Origin of the sequence: Butyricicoccus sp. AM05-1, from assembly GCF_003474415.1 — a bacterium.
GTDB lineage: Bacteria > Bacillota > Clostridia > Oscillospirales > Butyricicoccaceae > Agathobaculum > Agathobaculum butyriciproducens.
The window spans coordinates 41,959-62,804 of the sequence record NZ_QUDG01000013.1; the positions used below are offsets into that span (position 1 = coordinate 41,959).

At 56.3% G+C, this 20,846-nt stretch carries 22 protein-coding genes; 20 read left to right on the plus strand and 2 right to left on the minus strand.

What is annotated here, in order from left to right; all coding sequences use genetic code 11:
- Positions 1-7: 7 nt before the first annotated feature.
- Positions 8-1,000, minus strand: a complete 993-nt coding sequence (locus tag DW088_RS13970) for a biotin--[acetyl-CoA-carboxylase] ligase (protein WP_158574709.1) — start codon at positions 998-1,000, stop codon at positions 8-10.
- Between the two features lie 114 nt (positions 1,001-1,114).
- Between DW088_RS13970 and DW088_RS13975 the strand changes: the two genes are divergently transcribed.
- The 3 genes from DW088_RS13975 to DW088_RS13985 all read left to right on the plus strand — a co-directional run bounded on the left by DW088_RS13975 (position 1,115) and on the right by DW088_RS13985 (position 4,735).
- Positions 1,115-1,912 carry a YlmH family RNA-binding protein gene (locus DW088_RS13975; RefSeq protein WP_158574454.1) on the plus strand — a complete coding sequence of 266 codons (798 nt, stop codon included), beginning with the start codon at positions 1,115-1,117 and terminating at the stop codon, positions 1,910-1,912.
- Positions 1,913-2,158: 246 nt separating this feature from the next.
- Positions 2,159-4,237: an S-layer homology domain-containing protein gene (locus DW088_RS13980; protein WP_118361454.1), complete on the plus strand. Its 2,079-nt coding sequence runs from the start codon at positions 2,159-2,161 to the stop codon at positions 4,235-4,237.
- A gap of 24 nt (positions 4,238-4,261) precedes the next feature.
- The gene (locus DW088_RS13985; RefSeq protein ID WP_118361456.1) at positions 4,262-4,735 is read left to right on the plus strand and encodes a hypothetical protein; all 474 of its coding nucleotides are present in this window, start codon (positions 4,262-4,264) and stop codon (positions 4,733-4,735) included.
- A gap of 60 nt (positions 4,736-4,795) precedes the next feature.
- Here DW088_RS13985 and DW088_RS13990 read toward each other — a convergent pair whose 3' ends face one another.
- The gene (locus tag DW088_RS13990) at positions 4,796-6,106 is read right to left on the minus strand and encodes an alpha-amylase family glycosyl hydrolase (protein ID WP_118361458.1); all 1,311 of its coding nucleotides are present in this window, start codon (positions 6,104-6,106) and stop codon (positions 4,796-4,798) included.
- A 100-nt stretch (positions 6,107-6,206) separates the two neighbouring features.
- On the opposite strand from DW088_RS13990, the gene DW088_RS13995 reads away from it, so the two are divergent.
- From DW088_RS13995 to DW088_RS16595, 17 genes are all read left to right on the plus strand, one after another.
- A complete protein-coding gene (locus DW088_RS13995; RefSeq protein ID WP_147356580.1) occupies positions 6,207-6,578 on the plus strand; it encodes a hypothetical protein in 372 nt (123 codons plus the stop codon).
- Between the two features lie 127 nt (positions 6,579-6,705).
- Complete coding sequence (rplS, locus tag DW088_RS14000; RefSeq protein ID WP_110436593.1) at positions 6,706-7,047, plus strand: 50S ribosomal protein L19; 342 nt, start codon at positions 6,706-6,708, stop codon at positions 7,045-7,047.
- Positions 7,048-7,201: 154 nt separating this feature from the next.
- Positions 7,202-7,768, plus strand: coding sequence for a signal peptidase I (gene lepB / locus DW088_RS14005; RefSeq protein WP_110436594.1), 567 nt, complete (start codon positions 7,202-7,204; stop codon positions 7,766-7,768).
- 1 nt (position 7,769) lies between these two features.
- Entirely contained in the window at positions 7,770-8,627 is an 858-nt protein-coding gene (gene ylqF, locus DW088_RS14010) for a ribosome biogenesis GTPase YlqF (RefSeq protein ID WP_118361462.1), read from the plus strand.
- 57 nt (positions 8,628-8,684) lie between these two features.
- Entirely contained in the window at positions 8,685-9,302 is a 618-nt protein-coding gene (locus DW088_RS14015; protein WP_118361464.1) for a ribonuclease HII, read from the plus strand.
- Positions 9,299-9,649, plus strand: coding sequence for a YraN family protein (locus tag DW088_RS14020; RefSeq protein WP_118361466.1), 351 nt, complete (start codon positions 9,299-9,301; stop codon positions 9,647-9,649). Before DW088_RS14015 ends, DW088_RS14020 begins: the two co-directional genes overlap by 4 nt.
- 2 nt (positions 9,650-9,651) lie before the next feature.
- Positions 9,652-10,614: a dipeptidase gene (locus DW088_RS14025; RefSeq protein WP_118361468.1), complete on the plus strand. Its 963-nt coding sequence runs from the start codon at positions 9,652-9,654 to the stop codon at positions 10,612-10,614.
- A gap of 100 nt (positions 10,615-10,714) precedes the next feature.
- Positions 10,715-12,208 carry a threonine synthase gene (thrC, locus tag DW088_RS14030; protein ID WP_118361470.1) on the plus strand — a complete coding sequence of 498 codons (1,494 nt, stop codon included), beginning with the start codon at positions 10,715-10,717 and terminating at the stop codon, positions 12,206-12,208.
- Positions 12,208-12,909 carry a metallophosphoesterase gene (locus tag DW088_RS14035; protein ID WP_118361472.1) on the plus strand — a complete coding sequence of 234 codons (702 nt, stop codon included), beginning with the start codon at positions 12,208-12,210 and terminating at the stop codon, positions 12,907-12,909. The genes thrC and DW088_RS14035 overlap by 1 nt, the downstream gene beginning before the upstream one ends.
- Before the next feature lie 78 nt (positions 12,910-12,987).
- Positions 12,988-14,319 carry a trigger factor gene (tig, locus tag DW088_RS14040; RefSeq protein WP_116704876.1) on the plus strand — a complete coding sequence of 444 codons (1,332 nt, stop codon included), beginning with the start codon at positions 12,988-12,990 and terminating at the stop codon, positions 14,317-14,319.
- Between the two features lie 165 nt (positions 14,320-14,484).
- Complete coding sequence (gene clpP / locus DW088_RS14045) at positions 14,485-15,066, plus strand: ATP-dependent Clp endopeptidase proteolytic subunit ClpP (RefSeq protein ID WP_117490728.1); 582 nt, start codon at positions 14,485-14,487, stop codon at positions 15,064-15,066.
- Between the two features lie 52 nt (positions 15,067-15,118).
- Positions 15,119-16,435, plus strand: a complete 1,317-nt coding sequence (gene clpX / locus DW088_RS14050; protein WP_110436603.1) for an ATP-dependent Clp protease ATP-binding subunit ClpX — start codon at positions 15,119-15,121, stop codon at positions 16,433-16,435.
- A gap of 132 nt (positions 16,436-16,567) precedes the next feature.
- Positions 16,568-18,982 carry an endopeptidase La gene (lon, locus tag DW088_RS14055; protein WP_118361474.1) on the plus strand — a complete coding sequence of 805 codons (2,415 nt, stop codon included), beginning with the start codon at positions 16,568-16,570 and terminating at the stop codon, positions 18,980-18,982.
- 1 nt (position 18,983) lies between these two features.
- On the plus strand, positions 18,984-19,595 hold the full coding sequence (gene yihA, locus DW088_RS14060) for a ribosome biogenesis GTP-binding protein YihA/YsxC (RefSeq protein ID WP_227109736.1): 612 nt from the start codon (positions 18,984-18,986) through the stop codon (positions 19,593-19,595).
- Positions 19,596-19,988, plus strand: coding sequence for a hypothetical protein (locus DW088_RS14065; protein ID WP_117490730.1), 393 nt, complete (start codon positions 19,596-19,598; stop codon positions 19,986-19,988).
- 159 nt (positions 19,989-20,147) lie between these two features.
- On the plus strand, positions 20,148-20,468 hold the full coding sequence (locus DW088_RS14070) for an SCP2 sterol-binding domain-containing protein (RefSeq protein WP_158574710.1): 321 nt from the start codon (positions 20,148-20,150) through the stop codon (positions 20,466-20,468).
- Positions 20,469-20,577: 109 nt separating this feature from the next.
- Positions 20,578-20,703, plus strand: a complete 126-nt coding sequence (locus tag DW088_RS16595; protein WP_256129151.1) for a hypothetical protein — start codon at positions 20,578-20,580, stop codon at positions 20,701-20,703.
- The last annotated feature ends 143 nt before the right edge of the window (positions 20,704-20,846 follow it).

Here is a 20,846-nt window from a genome sequence, read left to right on the forward strand (position 1 = left end):
ATGCGGTTTACAGTCGAATGCTGATCTCGCCCGAGGACAGGGCATTCACCTGTCCGTCTGCGGTTTTCACCAGCAGATGTGCATCCTCGTCCAGTCCGACGCACTCGGCTTCGTAGCGGCCTGCCGGACTGCTGACCGTTACCGGACGGTTAATGCAGCACAGCCGTTCGCGGTACTGCTCGAGCAGCTCGGGTTCCTTGCCCTGCTCGAGCAGCAGGTACACATCCTCGAAGTGGTTGAGGACAGCGGCGGCCAGTTCGGCTCTGCGGGGCGGCTTGCCGAAGTCACTGATGGCACCCGCGACCGCCTGTACTTCCTCGGGCCACGCCGGATTGGGCTGCAGATTGATGCCGATGCCGACCACAAGCGAGCTTACCGTGCCGGTTTCACCCTCGATCGTCGCTTCCGTGAGGATGCCGCACAGCTTGCGTCCGTTCATCAGCACGTCGTTCACCCATTTGATTTGCGGCGTGAAGCCTGCAGTCTGCTCAATGGCGCGCACGACCGCGATCGCCGCCGAAATGGTGACGAACGACAGGTGCGACAGCGGCAGTGTCGGATGCAGCAGAATGGTCATGTACACGCCGGTGTCGGCAGGGGAGACGAATGTGCGGCCGAGCCGTCCGCGTCCGCCGGTCTGCTCCTCGGCAAACAGCGTGAAGCCGTGCTTTCTGCTGAGATACTGCTCCTTCATCGTTGTGTTGGACGAGGTAAGCGACGGCTCGACCAGGATTTCGCGTCCGATGACCGCGGTATCGAGCAGTGCGTCAATGCCTGCGGCGGTCAGGCTGTCATCATCCGAGGCCAGGCGATAGCCTTCTCCGGTCACGGCGTCAATGGCAAGGCCGCTCTCGCGCAGTGCGGCGATCGCCTTGTGCACCGCCGCACGGGATACGCCAAGCTGCTCGGCCAGCCGTCCGCCGGAAAGGCGGGTGCCCCGTGCCTGTTCGAGTGCCTGCAAAACGGCGTCCTTCACGGTCAATTCGATCATCTCCATCATTAAAATGCTAATCTCTATTGTAAACGAAAAAAGAAGATAGTACAATACTATCATGCAAAACAATAGGCGGCATAACGGAAAATCTATGCCTATGCCGCAATGGAGGAAAATATCTTGAAGACCAAGCAAGAGATCCTGACCGCGCTTGCACACAGCGGCGACGATAAGCTGCTGCTGGCAGGACTGCTTGACAAGGAGCAGACGTGTGAGCAGCGCGGTTATCTGACCCATACCAAGTTCCTCGACCTCAAGCAGCGGGCGCTGTGCACGGATGCGGTGCGCCTTGCCGGAGCGACCGGTCATGCGCTGTTCTGGGGCGGCTATGAGGACGCGGAACGCGGGATCTATCTGTTTTATCCGGATTACATGGATGCCGAGAGCGCAAAGCTGTCCGCTCCGCTGGCGCTGCTGCGCGCCCGCAAGCGCAGGGAGGACACGCTCACGCACCGCGACTACCTCGGTTCGCTGATGGGCCTGCAGATCGACCGTTCGGTGGTCGGTGACATTCTCGTGCACGAGGAAGGCGCAGACATCATCGTGCTCGAGGATATGGCGGAGTTCATCCTCATGCACTTCGCCAAAGCGGGCCGCAAGCAGCTTTCGCTGACGCGTGAGGACCTCAGCGACCTGAAGCACGCGGCAGTCGAGGAAAAACGGGGGACCGGTTCGGTGGCGTCGCCGCGTCTGGACAGTGTAGCCGCTCTGATTTTTGGCCTGCCGCGCAAGGACGCACAGGCGCGGATCGAGAAGGGACTGGTGTTCGTCAACAACACACCCTGCATGAAGCCGGAGCACCAGATTACGGAAGGCGACCGCCTGACCGTGCGCGGCGTCGGCCGTGCGCGCGTGGAAGCGTTCGGCGGTACGAGCCGTAAAGGACGAATTTTCCTCGAATATGTCCGCAATGCGTAAATATTGGCAGAATGTGTCCGGCAAAGCCTGTTGTCAAGCGGGTTTGTCTATGTTATACTTTAGGCAATACCAAACGATTAAAGCTGCGGCGCTTTACGGAAATTTTGTGTCCTGATGTCGTTGTGATTTTTTGCAATACCTCGTATTGCTGCAAAACCACGCCTAATCAGTACGCAAAATTTGCTCGTAAATCGCTCTTGTTCAATCATTTGGTATTGCCTGTAACCCACATACGAGGTGTATCTTATGAAAAAACGCTTACTATCTGCTTTCCTGTGTGCAGCGATGCTGGCAACGATGATACCGGCAGCGTTTGCCTCCGATCTGGACGGACACTGGAGCAAAAACTTTATCGAATATCTGGATGATGAGGGCATCATCAATCCGAGTGCGACCACCGGCAAGTACGAGCCGGAGCGCAAGGTCACTCGTGCGGAGTTCATGCGCTATGTCAACCGTGCGTTTCACTTCACGGAGAAGGCAAGCATTTCGTACAGCGATGTGCAGTCCAACTCATGGTACTACGACACGGTGCGCATTGCCGAGAAGTACGGCTACATTAACGGCACCGGCAAGGGCAGGATGAATCCGGAGGTTTATGTCACCCGTGAGCAGGCGGCGGTTATCCTCGGACGGCTGTACAAGGCCAATCCGGGCAATGTAAAACCGGCAAACCTGTCGTTTAAGGATAAGGCGCAGGTTGCGACGTGGTCGGCAGGCTACGTCAAGGCGGCTGTGGACAAGGGCATCATCACCGGCTACAAGGATAACACCTTCAAGCCGACCAAGGTCATCACCCGCGCAGAGCTGGCGAAGATCCTGTACTATTACCTTGGAACCTCGCTTTCAACGGCCGGCAAAGCCTATACCGGCTTCGACCTCAAGAGCGATACCGCGAACGTCACCATCTCGGAAAGCTGCACGCTGTCCGACGCGACGATCGACGGCGATCTGTACCTGACCGAAGGTCTGGCCTCGGATGCGGTACAGCTGAATGACGTGTACGTCAAGGGTACGATCATTGTAGCCGGCGGCACGGTAACAATGACGAATACAATGAGCGACCACATCGTTGTGTCCTCGCCTATGGGTCGCCTGCTGCAGGTTACTGCGGCAGGCGCCGCTCGTTTTCCGAGCACGGAGGTCCGCAGCACAACGGTGCTCTACGAGAAAAAGCTGACCACCCCAGGCTATGAAGGCTTCGCGGATGTAAAAATAAACGGCGATAAGAAGGTTTCGCTGACGCTGGATGCGGATATCAATCATCTGGAGCTGGATACCGAATCCACGGTTTCCACCACCGCGAATGCGTCGGTCTACCGCATGACCGCCAGCAAGCCTGCGTCTGTCACCGGCTACGGCACGATTTATCAGGCGGAGATCAAGAGCAGCGGCGTGAGTTTTGCCAGCAGCGTGCGGGTCTCCGGCTACACGATCGCAAACGGCGTGACCGCCACCGCAGGCGGACAGACGCTCACGGGCAGCGTGACGGCGGCTGTTTCGCCGGAAAGCATAGCGGTCGATTTGAATAACCTCTCTGCACTGGGCAAAAATGTTGCGGTCACCGTGCCGAACGGTCTGAAAATTGAGAAAATCGAGAGTAACGGTGCAGTCCTCGCCGCAGGCACGGACTATACGCAGACCTCGACCGGAGCCGCCGTCAGCGCGGACTGGCTGGGCAGGCTGCCGCGCGGTAACTACAAGCTGACGCTGACGCTCTCGGACGGCAAAACGGCGGCAATCGCCATTGCTGTTACCGATTCTTCGGTGAGCGAAAATGTGCAGAATGCGTCTTTTGACCGCTATTACAAGTCGGAGAACTACGCAGATGTACGCACGCGTCTGGGCGGCGCCAACACCTCGGAGGATATCCGGGATGTGGTGCTCGGTCTGTCGAGCATCGACTACACGTTCGATTCCTCGACGCGTTCGCTCATCCTGCCGCGCGGTGTGCTGGCGCAGCTTCGAGCGGGCAGCTACACCATCAGCGTTGAGCTGAAGAACGGCAAGACCGAGGCATTCACCCTGACCGTGAGCGATTCCGCACCGACCGGTGAAAGCTGGGCGGTCGAGGAGTACAACACGTTCTCGCCGAGCGAACCGAAGTTCACGCTGCCGCTGACGCGCACAAGCCTGAAAAGCGTGACCGTGAGCGGCGATACGCTGACCTCAAACAAGGACTACACGGTCAGCGGTCAGACGCTGACGCTGAAAAAGTCCGCGCTCGAGCGTTACCGCAAGGACGGTACGACTGTCGTATTCAGCGCCGATCTGGCAGACGGCACGACTTATGCCCTCGTTATCGACTATGTAAAGCGAAAGTAACTTCTTGTAAAGGAGCGTGATGAAATGAAAAAGGCAGCAGGCTTTATCGTTTTACTGATTTTCATGACGGGATTGATCGGCTGCAGTGGAAAAACGGTCAAGCTGGACTTGCCGTTTACAGCCGATGATGTGGAAAGTGCTGTAATGTATCATTTCGAGGGCGTTCCTATAGCGGCAGAGAAGAAAATCGTTACAGAAAAAGATGATATCAAAGCGCTGTACGAACGGCTGAAAGGTCTGCCGCTCAAAGATAAGACGATAGATGATAGCGGCTCCGGAGGAGATGTGACCAGTTTTCGGTTTCAGCTTTCGGACGGGACGAACTATGAACTGATTTACGTCTGCAGCGGCGTGAAAAACGGCTATCTGGCTTCGCAGACAGGCGGATTTCGATATTTCACACGAGCGGATATCGGCGCCTGCTGGAATGGCTTGAATCAAGAACTTGTGGCAGAACCTGCCGATCAGAGCGAACTGCTGGTATATGATCCGGCATAAAGGCATAAAAACCCTCCGTATGAAACCATACGGAGGGTTTTCTCTATCTTACGGGTACGCTCAGCACTCACACTTCCAGAAGTAAGCCGAGTACGGCGGCAATTCACTTCCGCCGCCGAAGTCGTGCATTTCCCCGGTAATGAGGTCCACAGCACGGCCGCAGCGTGCGTCAAAGTGTGCGTGGTACGGCTGCTCGTCAATGTTGACCGCAACGAGCACGCGTTCGCCGTCTGTCTCGCGCTCCCAGATGCACTGCTTGTTGGTGAGCACAAGCTGCTTGAAGCCGCCGTAGCAAAGCGCGCGGCTTTCACGGTGCGCCTTCGCCATTGCGGTGATACGGGCGGTCAGGTCGTTCTCGATCGGCTGCTCGAACGAGGGGCGCAGAGCGTCATCGCCGTCCTGCTTTTTGCCCTCGGCGCCCCATTCGCTGCCGTAGTAGATGCACGGAATGCCGGGCATGCCGAACAGCAGCGCATAGATCAGCGGCAGATGCGCCGGATTCTGCAGGATGGACGCAACGCGCGTCACATCGTGGTTATCCACAAACGAAAGCAGGTGCTTGCCTTTATACAGCGTCCAGTTTTCCGGACCGAACTGGCGCAGCAGCGAATGCGTGATCTCGAACAGGTTGCAGCTGTTCATCGAGGAATACAGACCCTTGTAGCACTCGTAATTCGTGCAGGAGTGCAGCATGCCGTCTCCGACAAACTGGTTGTAATCGCCGTGGAGCAGTTCGCCGACGAGGAAAAAGTCGGGCGAGAGCGAGTCGCAGAAGCCGCGCAGCGCACGGATGAAATCCTTGTCGAGACAGTAGGCAACATCCAGCCGCAGACCGTCAATGCCGAATTCGTCCTTCCACTGGCGGATACACTCGAAAATGTGGTGCTGCACATCGGGGTGGCGCAGATTGAGCTTTACCAGCTCGAAATGACCTTCCCAGCCCTCGTACCAGAAGCCGTCATTGTAGTTTGAGTTGCCGTCAAAGGAGATGTGGAACCAGTCCTTGTAGGGGGAATCCCACTTTTTCTCCTGCACATCCTTGAACGCCCAGAAACCTCGTCCGACGTGATTGAATACGCCGTCCAGCACAACTCTGATGCCGTGCTCGTGCAGCGTTTTGCAGACGGCGGCGAAGTCCTCGTTGGTGCCGAGACGGCAGTCCACGCGGCGAAAATCGCGGGTGTCGTAGCCGTGGCTGTCGGACTCAAAAATCGGGGAGAAGTACACGGCATTGCAGCCGAGAGATGCAATATGCTCCGCCCAGTCGCTGACCTTGCGGATGCGCGGAACGGTCACGCCGTCGTTTACGCGCGGCGCACCGCAGAAGCCGATGGGATAGATCTGATAAAATACGCTTTCGTATGCCCACATGAAAAAACACTCCTTTACATCGGGTAGCATTTTCAGTATAATAAAAGTGAATAAGAAATGCAAGCGGTTTGTGATAAAAATTATGCAAGGTGGCGATAAAATGCGAAAAATTTCTTATGCTGCGGGATTGGGGATTTGTCTGCTTTTATGCGCTTGCAGTCAGCAAAAGCCGATCAGATTGCTTGCCGACGCAGAAATTGTGTCCACAGACAGCCAAAATCAAACAATCACTGTGCGGGATGCGGGAGAGACGACCGTATTCGGCGAGCATGGCACGGCAGACTGCTCGAAAGCAGCGCTTTCTGCTTACAATTCCGACTCCGGCAAAACGCAGGAAATCGGCTTTGAGGACCTGCAGGTGGGAGACTATGTGGTCGTTGGCTTTTATGACAACGAGAAGGCGCAGGCGCAGACCGAGACCGTTCGCGCCGAGTCTGTCGAGCGAATGAGACAAAAATCTGCGCAGGATTGAAAAAACACTTGCAATCCGCCACATGATATGATATTATAATCGAGTAACAATGAACACGGGCATTCCTCTGCTCATTTATGGGTTTACGATGCGGCAAGAATGTCTAAGACGAAAGGAAGACTAAAAAATGGATCTCGTTAAAGTCCTGTCCGAGCAGCAGCTCAAGAGCGATCTGCCCACTCTGAAGATCGGCGACACCGTTAAGGTACACGCAAAGATCAAGGAGGGCAACCGCGAGCGTATTCAGGTATTCGAAGGCATTATCATTGCTAAGAAGCACGCTGGCGTAAACCAGACCGTAACCGTTCGCCGCATTTCTTACGGCGTAGGCGTAGAGAAGACCTTCCCGGTACATTCTCCGAACGTTGCTAAGTTCGAGGTTGTTCGCAGCGGTAAGGTTCGCCGTGCTAAGCTGTACTACCTGCGCGGCCGCGTAGGCAAGGCTGCCAAGATCGCAGAGAAGGTTTAATTTCAAGGCAATACTGCTTACAGTATCACCTTAGTAAAAACCAAACACATGAAACGGGGAGCTTTTGCTCTCCGTTTTTTGTTTTCACTTGCGCATACGCTGTATTATCGCTATAATAATATTGTATGCTATCTTTTTGATGGAGGAAATCATAATGCAGCAAACCGAAAATAAAAAGAGTGAGGGACGCTTCTCGAGCGAGCTGTTCGGCTGGGGCGAATCCCTGATGGCGGTTCTGGTGTTCTTCGTGGTCGTATTCACGTTTTTCGTGCGCCTGATCGGCGTGGACGGCATGAGCATGTACCCGACCCTCGAGGATCACAGCATCATGCTGGTAAGCAACCTGAACTATACGCCCGAGCGCGGAGACGTTGTCGTGCTGCGCAAGGAGGGTTTTTACAACAATCAGCCGATCGTCAAGCGCATCATTGCGACCGGCGGCGATACGGTGGACATTGATCCCGTAACCGGCGACGTGAGCGTCAACGGCGAGGTTCTCGATGAGCCGTATATCAACGAAACGATCGACGTACTCGAGCATATGGGCGATCTGACCTATCCGCAGACCGTGCCGGAGGGCTGCGTGTTCGTCATGGGAGACAACCGCAATGCCTCTACCGACAGCCGCGACAGCCGTCTCGGCATGGTGGATGAGCGCTACATCCTCGGTCATGTGCAGAGCGTGGTTTTCCCAATCAGCGATTTTGGAACGGTGAAGTAATATGAATATTCAATGGTATCCCGGACATATGACAAAAACCCGCAGGCAGATGGCGGAGTATATCAAGCAGGTGGACGCGGTCTGCGAGGTCGTGGACGCACGCATTCCGCAGGTGTCCCGCAACCCGGATATGGATGAGATTGCAGCAGGCAAGCCGCGTATGATGATTCTCAACCGCATCGACTTGGCCGACCCGAACATGACGGCTGTCTGGGCGAAGCATTTCCGTGAGCAGAGCATGGCGGTCATCCAGACCGACAGCCGCAGCGGCAATGGCACGCAGGCGTTCTCCGGTGCGGTTCGCACGCTGCTGGCGGACAAGATCGCCCAGTGGAACGAGAAGGGGCTGGTCGGCAAGTCCGTCCGCGTGATGGTTGTCGGCATCCCGAATGTGGGCAAATCCACGTTCATCAACCGCATTCTCGGCAGAAAATCTGCCAAGGCGGCGGATCGTCCGGGCGTAACGCGCGGCAGCCAGTGGTTCCGCGTGGAGAGCGGCATTGACCTGCTCGACACCCCGGGCATCCTGTGGCCGAAGTTCGACGATGAGCGCGTCGGTATTCTTCTGGCGTGCACGGGTGCGATCAAGGACGATATTCTGGATGTTGAGACGCTCGGCTGCAAGCTGATGGAGCTGCTCGCCGAACAGGCGCCGCAGACCATCATCGACCGCTACAGCATCGCCATCCCGGAGGAGGAGTGCGATTTCCTCGGTTATGAGCTGCTGCAGCAGGCGGGCAGGCGCCGCGGTTTCCTGCTGCGCGGCGGTGAGATCGACACCGAGCGCATGGCGCGCATCCTGCTCGATGAGTTCCGCGGCGGTGTTCTCGGCCGCATTACGCTCGAGAAGCCGGAATAAACCAACAATTTCGAGGGCGAACCACTGTGTTCGCCCTTGGTTTTAGGAGAGACAAACATGACTTGGGAATACGAAGAAAAAGCATGGGCGAACGGCTACGGCTCGGTGTGCGGCGTGGATGAGGCCGGACGCGGTCCGGTCGCCGGACCGGTGTGCGCTGCCGCAGTTATCCTGCCCGCCGGAATCGTCATCGAGGGGCTGAACGACTCGAAAAAGCTCAGCGAAAAGAAGCGAGAGAAGCTGTTCGACGAAATCACGGAAAACGCGCTTGCGTGGTCGGTTTCGCTCGTGGACGAGCGGGTGATTGACGAGATCAACATCCTGCAGGCGACTTACCGCGCGATGAAGCAGGCGGTGGACGGTCTGACACGCCCGGCGGATTTCGTCTATGTGGACGGCAACCGCTCACAGGGACTTGAGCAGCCGCACGAGTGCGTGGTCTCCGGCGATGCAAAAATTCCGTCTGTGGCGGCAGCGTCCATCATCGCCAAGGTAACGCGAGACCGCCTGATGCGCCAGTTCGCCGAGCGGTACCCGCAGTACGGCTTTGAAAAGCACAAGGGCTACGAGACCAAGGCGCACGATGAGGCACTGCTCGAACACGGCCCGTGCCCGATCCACCGGATGACCTTCCTCAAGAAATTTTACGAAAAGCATCCGGATGCACCGCGATGAAGGGCGCGTGGGGAGAAAAAGCGGCGCGGCTGTACCTCGAAAAGCGCGGCTGGCACACGGCAGCGACGAATTTCCGCACCCGGTTCGGTGAGATTGACATTATCGCGGAGAACGCGCAGTATGTTATCTTTGCGGAGGTCAAGACGCGCAAAAACGCCCGCTACGGTCCGGCGTGCGAAGCCGTCACACCTGCCAAGCAGGCGAAGATCATCGCCGCTGCACAGGCGTGGCTGCAGGAGCATCCGACTGAAAAGCAGCCGCGGTTTGACGTGATCGAGGTTTACGGCGAGGAAAGCGCACCGGTTCCGCCGCGCATCAACCATCTGGAAAACGCCTTTGGAGGGTGAGTATGAAGCTGTTTGATCTGCACTGTGACACCATTTACGAGTGCTGCGAGACCGGCAAGCACCTGCGGGAGAACGATTTACATATCAATTATGCAGCAGCGCGCAGGTATCAACCGTATGTGCAGTTTTTTGCGCTGTTCTGCGGCGCAAGACAGCCGTATTCGCCGGAAACACGCGACTGTCTGCTCGATACGCCCGCTGATGAGCGGTTCGACCGCATGCTGACGACTGCCAGGCGCGAGTTTGCCGCCAACGCCGACTGGCTGACGTTCTGCCGCTCGGCGGCGGATATTCGGGCGGCGGTGGAGGCCGGAAAGGCGGCGGCGCTGCTGTCCATCGAGGGCGCGGAGCTGCTGCCCGACCGGCCGGACGCGCTCGATTATGTTTACGATGCCGGTGTGCGTCTTATCACGCTGACGTGGAATTACCGCAGCCGCTACGGCTGCTCATCCGCCGTAGATCAGAACGAGGGTCTGACCGAGTTGGGCAAGCAGCTGGTCCGCGACTGCGGCGAGAAGGGGATAATCGTTGATGTATCTCATCTGTCCGACCGCGGGTTCCGGGACGTGTGCGAGGCAACCGACCGTCCGTTTGTCGCAACGCACAGCGATTCGCGGGCGCTATGCCGCAACTCGCGCAACCTGACCGATGAGCAGTTCGCCGAGATTGCAAACCGCAGGGGACTGGTCGGCGTCAACCTGTACACGCCGTTCCTCGTGCGGCAGAGCGATTCGGTGATTGATGACGCTATCGACCACATCGAGCGCTTCATCGGCATGTACGGCGAGAAGGTGGTCGCGCTCGGCTGTGACTTTGACGGCTGCGATACCCTGCCGATCGGCATTGACGGTCTGGCGGATATGTACCGTCTGGCAGACCGCATGTTGACGCTTGGCTACAAGCAGGAAACGGTCGATGGGCTGTTTTATGACAACGCATTCAACTTTATGCAGAAAATGTTGTGACAGGACGGCGGAATTTCCACGGAATTGCCTATTGCCCAAACATACATATTTGCTATACAATAGAAGGAGCAATCAAAACCACTGCGGAGGTTGTAAAAATATGGATTATGTAAGCACAAGAAATAAGGAGCGCAAGGTTTCCGCGGCATATGCCATCGCCAACGGTATCGCACCGGACGGCGGCCTGTACTGCCCGACCGCGTTTCCCGCGCTTACCGACGCGGATTGGAAAACGCTTGCGGAGAGCGATTACAAGGGCCGCTCGGCGCTCATTCTCGGCAAGTTCCTGACCGACTTCACGGCGGAGGAGCTGGCGGACTTTGCGTCCAAGGCCTACGCCGATGAGAAGTTCGGCGGTGCAGATACCGCACCGGTGGTAAAGCTGGGCGAGGGCAAGAACCTGCTCGAGCTGTGGCACGGTCCGACCTGCGCGTTCAAGGATATGGCGCTGCAGATGCTGCCGCACCTGCTCACCGCGTCCCTGCGCAAGACCGGCGAGACCCGTACCGCCTGCATTCTGGTCGCTACCTCGGGTGACACCGGCAAGGCAGCGCTCGACGGCTTCCACGATGTACCGGGCACCAAGATCATGGTGTACTATCCGGTGGACGGCGTATCGCCCATGCAGAAGCTGCAGATGGTAACGCAGGAAGGCAGGAACGTCGAGGTTGTAGCCATCCACGGCAACTTTGACGATGCACAGAGCGCGGTAAAGCGCATCTTCACCGATGAGAATACCCGCGCAGCGCTCGACAAGGACGGCATGATGCTGTCCTCGGCAAACTCCATCAACTGGGGCCGTCTGGCGCCGCAGATCGCGTACTACGTTTCTGCGTACTGCGATATGGTTGCCGCAGGCACCATTGCACAGGGCGACAAGATCAACGTCTGCGTACCGACGGGCAACTTCGGCAACATCCTTGCGGCGTACATCGCCAAGAAGATGGGTCTGCCGGTCAACAAGTTCATCTGCGCGTCCAACCGCAACAACGTGCTGACCGACTTCTTCAAGAAGGGCGGCGAGTACAACCGCAACCGCGATTTCTTCACCACCACGTCGCCGTCGATGGACATCCTGATTTCGTCCAACCTCGAGCGTCTGCTGTTCTTCGCTTCCGACTTCAACGACAAGCTGGTCGCAGAGTTGATGGGCAAGCTGAATACCGAGGGCAGCTACAAGGTAGCCGAGGATGTATTTGCCAAGATCGAGGCTGAGTTCGACGCAGGCTGCTGCGACGACAGCCACGCGGCTGATACCATCAACAAGCTGTGGAAGGACGAGAACTACCTGTGCGATACGCACACCGCAGTTGCCGTTCGGGTATACGAGGACTACCGCGCCCGCACCGGCGACGAAACGCCGACCGTGATCGCGTCCACCGCGTCTCCGTTCAAGTTCTGCCGCTCGGTTATCGAGGCGCTCGGCGGCACGCTCGAGAACGACGACGTTACCCAGCTGGAGGTGCTCTCTCAGCTGACGGGTGTACCGGCACCCGCTCCGCTTGCCGCTCTGGCAGGCAAAACGCCGCGCTTTGACCGCGTGGTAGACAAGGCCGACATTCTGTCCACCGTCGGTCTGCTCAAGGATCTGTAATGGCGCTTTATACGCTTGCCGATCTGCACCTTGCCGCCGATGTAGCCAAGCCGATGGATATTTTCGGCGGCCGGTGGCAGGGGCACACGGAAAAGATCATCAAAAACTGGCGTGCGCTTGTTGCGCCGGAGGACACCATTGTTTTGGGCGGGGATATTTCGTGGGGCATCAACCTTGCGGAAGCGAAAGGCGATTTTGCGCTGATCGACTCGCTGCCGGGCAAAAAGATCATTTTGAAGGGCAACCACGATCTGTGGTGGGAAACCGCCTCCAAAATGCACCGTTTCTTAGATGAAAACGGATTTACTACCATTGATTTTCTGCATAATAACTGTTTTTTCTATGAAAAGACCGCACTGTGCGGCACACGCGGCTGGCCCTTTGAGGAGGACTTCGCCGACCCGCACAACGAGAAGATCTTCAAGCGCGAGCTGCTGCGGCTCGAGGCATCGCTGAAGCTCGGCGCTGCCGCAGACCCGGAGGAGATTCTTTGTTTCCTGCATTATCCGCCGCTTTATGCGTCCTACCGCTGCGGTGAGATCATCGAACTGCTGCATAAGTACGGTGTAAAGCGCTGTATTTACGGACATTTGCATGGAAAAAGCCTGAGTCATGCCGTAATAGGTGAGCAGGAAGGAATTGAATGGAAGCTCGTCTCCGGAGATTTTGTGGATTTTATCCCGATTTTTCTGAAAAAATAGAAAAAACTATGGAAATTCTCAAAATAATCTGGTAGAATGATTTAGATACAATCGAAAGTAAGTAAGGAGATTGGCAACATGGAACTGAAAAACACTGAAAAGCAGGAGCACAGCGTCGTTGCTCTGACTATCGAGATCACCAAGGCTGAGTTTGAAGCAGCTAAGGACAAGGCATTCAAGAAGACCGGCAAGAACATCACCGTTCCGGGCTTCCGCAAGGGCAAGGCACCGCGCAAGATGATCGAGAAGCTGTACGGCGAAGGCGTGTTCTTTGAAGAAGCTTTCAATATCATTTACCCGGACGCTATGGAAATGGCTGTTGAGAAGTCTGGCATCAAGCCGGTCGGCCGTGCAGACGTTGACCTGGGCGACCCGGCAGAAGAGGGCGGCCTGACCATCATCGCCAAGGTACCGGTTGAGCCGGAAGTTGAGCTCGGCGAGTACAAGGGCATTGAGGTTGAGAAGGAGACCGTTAAGGTTCTGCAGGCTGACGTTAAGGCAGAGCTGAATCGCATGGCTCAGCGCAACGCCCGCACCGAGACCGTAGAGCGCAAGGCTAAGAAGAATGATACCGTTGACATCGACTTCGAGGGTTTTGTAGACGGCGTTCCGTTCGAGGGCGGCAAGGCAGAGCATCACGAGCTGACTCTGGGCTCCGGCGCATTCATCCCGGGCTTCGAGGATCAGCTGATCGGCTGCAAGGCCGGCGACGAGAAGGACGTAGTTGTTACCTTCCCGGAGGAGTACCACGCTAAGGAGCTGGCAGGCAAGGAAGCTACCTTCAAGTGCAAGGTACACAAGGTTGAGGAGACCATCCTGCCGGAGATCGACGACGAGTTCGCTAAGGACGTTTCCGACACCTGCGAGACCCTTGACGATCTGAAGAAGGAGATCACCGAGCGCCTGAAGGCAGAGCGTCAGGAAGCTGCTGACAACGCTTTCGAGGAGAAGGTTCTGGACGCTGTAATCGACGGCATGAAGGCTGACATTCCGGCTGCTATGATCGACTCCCAGGTTGACACCATTGTACAGGACTTCGGCTACCGTCTGCAGATGCAGGGCATGGGCCTCGAGCAGTACCTCAAGATGACCGGCACTGAGATGGGCGCATTCCGCGCAATGTTCAAGGATCAGGCAGAGCGTCAGGTTAAGACCCGTCTGGCACTGCAGAAGGTTGTTGAACTGGAAGGCATTACTGTTTCCGATAAGGAGCTTGAGGAAGAGTATGCTAAGATGGCAGAGCAGTACAAGATGGAAGTTGAGAAGGTTAAGGCCATCGTTTCCAAGGAAGCTCTGGAGGGCGATCTGAAGATCTCGAACGCGCTCGAGTTCATCAAGAAGAACGCCAAGGTTAAGAAGGCAGCAAAGAAGAAGGCTGCTGAGGAGACCACCGAGGAGACCGCAGAGTAATTTCTGCTGATTCACCAAAGCGCGCAAACAACAGCAAACCAAACGCTTAGCGTTGGTTCATAAGAAAAGCGCGAGCGACGCTCGCGCTTTTTCACCTATATTCAAGGAGGACAAAATCTGCGCTTTTTCGCAGCTTATCCGCCTTGCTGAAAGGAGTTTTCCCAAGTGAGTTTAGTCCCTATGGTCGTAGAGCAGACCGGCCGCGGCGAGCGTTCGTTTGATATTTACTCTCGTCTGCTGAATGACCGCATTATCATGCTGTGCGATGAAGTAAACGACACGACCGCTTCTCTGGTCGTGGCTCAGCTGCTTTATCTGGAAGCACAGGATCCGGATAAGGATATTTCGCTGTATATCAACAGCCCCGGCGGCTCCGTAACCGCAGGCATGGCGATTTACGACACCATGAACTATATCAAGTGCGATGTTTCGACCATCTGCATCGGCATGGCGGCTTCCATGGGCGCGTTCCTGCTGTCCTCGGGCGCCAAGGGCAAGCGCTACGCGCTGCCGAATGCCGAGATCATGATCCATCAGCCGTCCGCCGGCACGCAGGGTCAGATCACTGATATGGCGATCCACCTGAAGCGCCTTGAGATCATCAAGAAGCGCATGAACAAGATCCTGTCCGAAAATACCGGCAAGCCGGTTGAGACCGTGACGGCTGACTGCGAGCGCGATAACTTCATGACCGCGGACGAGGCTGTTGCATACGGCTTGATCGACAAGGTGTTCGATAAGCACTAAGGCAATTCTGCATTGTCGTAATTGTAATTTTTTCGTAGTATAGAGGTGGCATATGCCGAATTATGATGATGGAAAAGAACTGAAATGCTCGTTCTGCGGCAAGCCGCAGAGCCGCGTGCGCAAGCTGATCGCAGGACCGAACGTGTATATCTGCGATGAGTGTATCGGCGTATGCACCAGCATTCTGGATGACGAGCTGGACCTCATGCCGGAGTACGAGCCGCAGAGCCATGCACTCGAAAAGCCCGAGCACCTGCCGACGCCGCAGGAGCTGAAAAAGGTGCTCGATGAGTACGTTATCGGTCAGGATCGTGCGAAGATTGCCCTTTCGGTTGCGGTTTACAACCACTACAAGCGCATCTACCATCCGGAGACCGAGGTAGAGCTGCAGAAGTCCAACATCCTGATGCTGGGTCCGTCCGGCTCGGGCAAGACGCTGCTGGCGCAGACGCTGGCCAAGACACTGCAGGTTCCGTTCGCAATCGCGGACGCGACCACGCTGACCGAGGCCGGTTACGTCGGTGAGGATGTCGAGAACATCCTGCTGCGACTGATTCAGGCGGCGGACTTTGATGTGGAGCTGGCAGAGCACGGCATTATCTACGTCGATGAGATCGACAAGATTGCCCGCAAGAGCGAAAACCCGTCCATCACCCGCGATGTTTCGGGTGAGGGCGTACAGCAGGCACTGCTGAAAATGCTCGAGGGCACGGTTGCCAACGTACCGCCGCAGGGCGGCCGCAAGCATCCGCATCAGGAGTTCATTCAGATCGACACGACCAATATTCTGTTTATCTGCGGCGGTGCATTCGATGGTATCGAGGGTATCATCCAGAAGCGCACCGGTAAGCAGGGGATGGGCTTCGGTTCTGAGGTAAAGGGCAAGGAGGACGAGCAGACCGACCGTCTGCTGGCCAAGATCGAGCCGCATGACCTGATGAAGTTCGGCCTGATTCCCGAGCTGATCGGCCGTCTGCCGGCCATCGTTTCGCTCGATACGCTGGATAAGGACGCACTCGTCCGCATCCTGCAGGAGCCGAAGAACGCACTGGTCAAGCAGTACGAAACGCTGTTCGCAATGGACGGCGTAGAGCTGAAGTTCCAGCCGGAGGCACTGGAGCGTGTGGCTGAGGTTGCACTCGAGCGCAAAACGGGTGCCCGCGGTCTGCGCGGTGTGCTGGAGAACGTGATGACCGACATCATGTTCCGTATTCCGTCTGACGAGACCGTCTGCCGCGTGGAGATCACGCCGGGCGTTGTGGACGGTACCGGTGAGCCGGTTGTCGAGCACGGTGAACGCACGGCTGTTCCGGCGGAAAAGAAGCCGCCGAAAAAGGCTTCGCGCAGAAAGCCGACCAAGAGCGCATAATCAATCAAAACCAATACGGGCGGGGAACAAGATTCCCGCCCGTATTTTTAACGTTCAACGCCTTTACAAACCCCGGAAGATATACTATACTGAAACTAATAGACAATTTTCCGTGCAAGGAGAAACGAACATATGACAGAGCTTAACGGAATCGTCCTCAGCCGCCTGCCGGTGCTGCCGCTGCGCGGACTGACGGCGTTCCCTAATATGATTGTCCACTTTGATGTGGGCAGAATGATGTCGATTCGCGCATTGGAAGCGGCGATGAAGAACGGCCAGACCATCTTCCTGACCGCGCAGCGCGAACTGAAAACCGATACGCCGACGCCGAGCGACCTGTACCAGATCGGCACAATCTGCCAGATTCGCCAGATCCTGCGTCTGCCGGGCGACAATATCCGCGTGCTGGTCGAGGGCAAGACCCGCGCACTCGCGCACAACTTTATCGCCGCCGAGAAGGACGAGGACTGCATGTATGCCGAGGTTGAGGAACTCGAGGACTACGTTTACGGCGTGACCGAACGCCGCGCGCAGGCACTCGTGCGCACCGCGCAGGAGCGCTTCGGTGAGTACGCGCAGTATGCGTCCCGCCTGTCCCCCGATGTGGAGCTGACCGTAGCCGAGGGCGGCGATCCGGGCTATCTGGCAGACTATATTGCCCAGAATATTCCGGTCGATGTGGCAGCCAAGCAGGAGATCCTCGAAGAGCTGGGCATTACCCGCCGTCTGGTGATGGTGATCCGCATGCTCGGTGAGGAGACCGAGGTCCTCAAGATCGAAAACGAGATTCAGGACGAACTCAAGACCCAGATCGACAAAAACCAGAAGGAATACTACCTGCGCGAGCAGATCAAGGTCATTCAGACCGAACTCGGCGAGCAGGACGTAGCCGCAGAAGCGGAAAGCTACCGCGCGCGTGTGCTCGACCTCAAGCTGTCGAAGGAGTGCGAGGACAAGCTCATCCGTGAGGTGGACCGCTTTGCCAAGCTGAGCGGCTCGACGGCCGAGCAGGGTGTCGTGCGTACTTATCTGGATACCGTGCTCGACCTGCCGTGGAATAAGAAGAGCGAGGAACGTCATGATCTCGCGGAAGCGCAGGCGATCCTCGACCGCGACCACTATGGCATGGAGAAGGTCAAGGAACGCATTATGGAGTTCCTTGCTGTCAAGAGCCTTGCGCCCGACCTCAAGGGACAGGTGTTGTGTCTGGTCGGCCCTCCGGGTGTCGGCAAGACCTCGATTGCGAAGTCCATTGCCGAGGCGATGGGCCGCAACTACACGCGCATGAGCCTCGGCGGTGTGCGTGACGAGGCGGATATCCGCGGTCACCGCAAGACCTACATCGGCGCAATGCCGGGCCGTATTATGGATGCGCTGCGCCGTGCCGGTACGTCCAACCCGCTCATCCTGCTCGACGAGATCGACAAGATGGGCAATGACTTCCGCGGCGATCCGGCATCGGCGATGCTCGAAGTGCTGGACACCGAGCAGAATGTTGCCTTCCGCGACCACTACATCGAACTGCCGTTTGATCTGTCCGACGTGGTGTTCCTGACGACTGCGAACGATCTTTCGACCGTTCCGCGTCCGCTGCTCGACCGTATGGAGGTTATCGAGCTGCCGTCCTACACGGCGGAGGAAAAGCGCCTGATCGCACGCCGTCACCTGCTGTCCAAGCAGATGAAGAAGCACGGCCTGAGCGAAGATCAGCTGATCGTGGACGATGAAACGCTTGATGCAATCATCAGCGGCTACACCCGCGAAGCAGGCGTGCGCCGTCTTGAGCAGGTGCTGGCGAAGCTGTGCCGCAAGGCGGCCAAGCATATCGCGGATGGCGACGAAAGCCTGACGGCTACCAGGGAGAATCTCGAGGAGCTGCTCGGCACGGCGACCTTCAAGGACGATCTGGTCAGCAAGAAGGACGAGGTCGGCATTGTAAACGGTCTCGCGTGGACGAGTGTCGGCGGTGAAATGCTTGAGGTTGAGGTGGCGGTCGTGCCGGGCACCGGTAAGATCGAAATCACCGGCAATCTCGGCACGGTCATGCAGGAGAGCGCAAAGGCGGCTGTGACGTTCGTGCGCTCCAAGGCAGAGTCGCTGAACATCGACCCGATGTTCTACAAGGACAACGATCTGCACATTCACTTCCCGGAGGCAGCGATTCCGAAGGACGGCCCGTCCGCAGGCGTGACGATCACCACGGCGCTGATTTCGGCATTGACCGGCGCGCCGGTTCGTCACGAGGTTGCCATGACCGGCGAGGTAACGCTGCGCGGCCGCGTGCTGCCGATCGGCGGTCTGCGCGAGAAAACCATGGCGGCGTATCGCGCGGGTATCAAGACCGTGTGCATTCCGAAGGACAACGAGAGCGATTTGAAGGACATCGTGCCGGTCGTTCGGGAAAACATCAACTTTGTCATTGCGGAGCATATGGACACGGTGGTGGAGACCGCGATCGACTTTTCGCGCCGTCCCAAGCAGAAAAAACGCAAGTCCGCACCGGTAAAGCGTGCAGCGGACTCGGCATCGACAACGGTGGTACAATAATATGGAAATGAAGAAACCGAATTTGCATAACGCGGAATTCCTGCGCTCGGCGGTGAAGGAAAGTGATTTTCCGCACGACCCGCTGCCGCAGATCGTGTTTGCGGGCAAATCCAACGTGGGCAAAAGCTCGGTCATCAACAAGCTGCTGAACCGCAAGAACTTTGCGCGTGTCAGCGCACAGCCGGGCAAGACCATTCACATCAACTATTTCACGATCGACAAGGCAATGTATCTGGTCGATCTTCCGGGCTACGGCTATGCGCGCGTTTCCAAGGCCGAGCAGCAGCGGTGGGGTGCTCTGATGGAGACCTACTTTGCAATGGATCTGCTGACGCTGGGCATCCAGATCGTGGACATTCGTCACAAGCCGACGCGCGATGATATGACGATGGCAGAGTGGTTCCGCGCATCCGGAAAACCGTGGGTGATTATCGCCAACAAGCTGGATAAAATTAAGAAGAGCCAGCTTGAGGGCAATATTGCGGAGATTCGTCAGACATTGCTGCTGCCGGAGGAAGTGCCGGTCATTCCGTTCTCGGCAGAGAAGGGATTCGGTCGTGATGAGGTGCTCGACCTGATTTTCGAGCACGTTTGCGGAAAGGAAGAGGCATAAATGGATTTTTTCCGCCGTTTTATGGCAGGCCGCTACGGCAGCGACCCGCTCAATAACGCACTGCTCATTCTCGGCATTGCACTCATTATCGTGGCGCGCATTCTCGGCTGGGCGTGGATGAACGTATTCATTCTCGCGTTGCTGTGCCTGTGCTACTTCCGCATGTTCTCGCGCAATATTCAGGCGCGGTATGCGGAGAATGAAAAGTTCATGAGATGGTGGCGTCCGGTATCGAACAGGATTCGCGGTGCACAGGGCCGTTTTGCCGACCGTAAGACACACTGCTATTTCAAGTGTCCGGAGTGCGGTCAGCGCCTGCGCGTGCCCAAGGGAAAGGGAAAGATTATGATTACCTGCCCGCATTGCCACACTAAATTCGATCGAAAGACCTGAAATTAACTGTTGATTACTGTTCAATTTACAAAACGACTGTGCATTAAAAATTGCACGGTCGTTTTGTTACGGTTTCACGGCTAAATCACCAAAATTATCCTTGCTTTTTCTTGCATGTGTTGTATAATAAAGATAGAAAATAGAGCAGGGGTGAGTCCAATGGATATTGATCAGCTGATTGGAAAGTTTTACAACAGATTAAAGAAAGCCGATATTGCCGGCACGGAAGGCAAGGTTGCGGTGCAGTTTAATCTTACGGGTAAGATTACAGGTGTATTCTACATCGAAATCTTGAACGGCAATGTGTCCGTTATGCCGTATGAGTATATTGACCACGATGCAATCGTTTCCGGGTCGATGACGAATCTGGAGAAGGTGCTTACCGGCAAGCTGGTTCCACAGGTTGCTATCGCTGAGGGGAAAATCAAGGTTGAAGGCAATGTGGATAAGGTTATGCTGTTGGCAGAGTTAATGAAGTAATGATGCAAAGCTGCATAGAGGAAGACCCGCCGTACTTTCAGGCGGGTCTTTTATGTAAAAGCATCCAAAGCGATACATGCTGTAGTTGTACAAGGAGAAATGCTCAAAAATGAATAAAAAACAGAAAAAAGCCAAACTGACACTGGATATTATTGCGTGCGCGTTGTCAGCGGTCAGCGCAGGGCTGTCGATTGCGGCTTTTGTAATCAGCCTTGTGCGGAGAAACGAGAAATAAATGTCGAACAGAGACGAAAAAACTCTTGACATTCGCTGTCGAATTTGGTATTCTATTAAAGCTGTCTCTCAGAGACGAGCGCAAAACCGAGAAGTTTGGTTTAGAACCGATTGAGGTTCTGAAAAAGAATTTGAAAAAAGTTC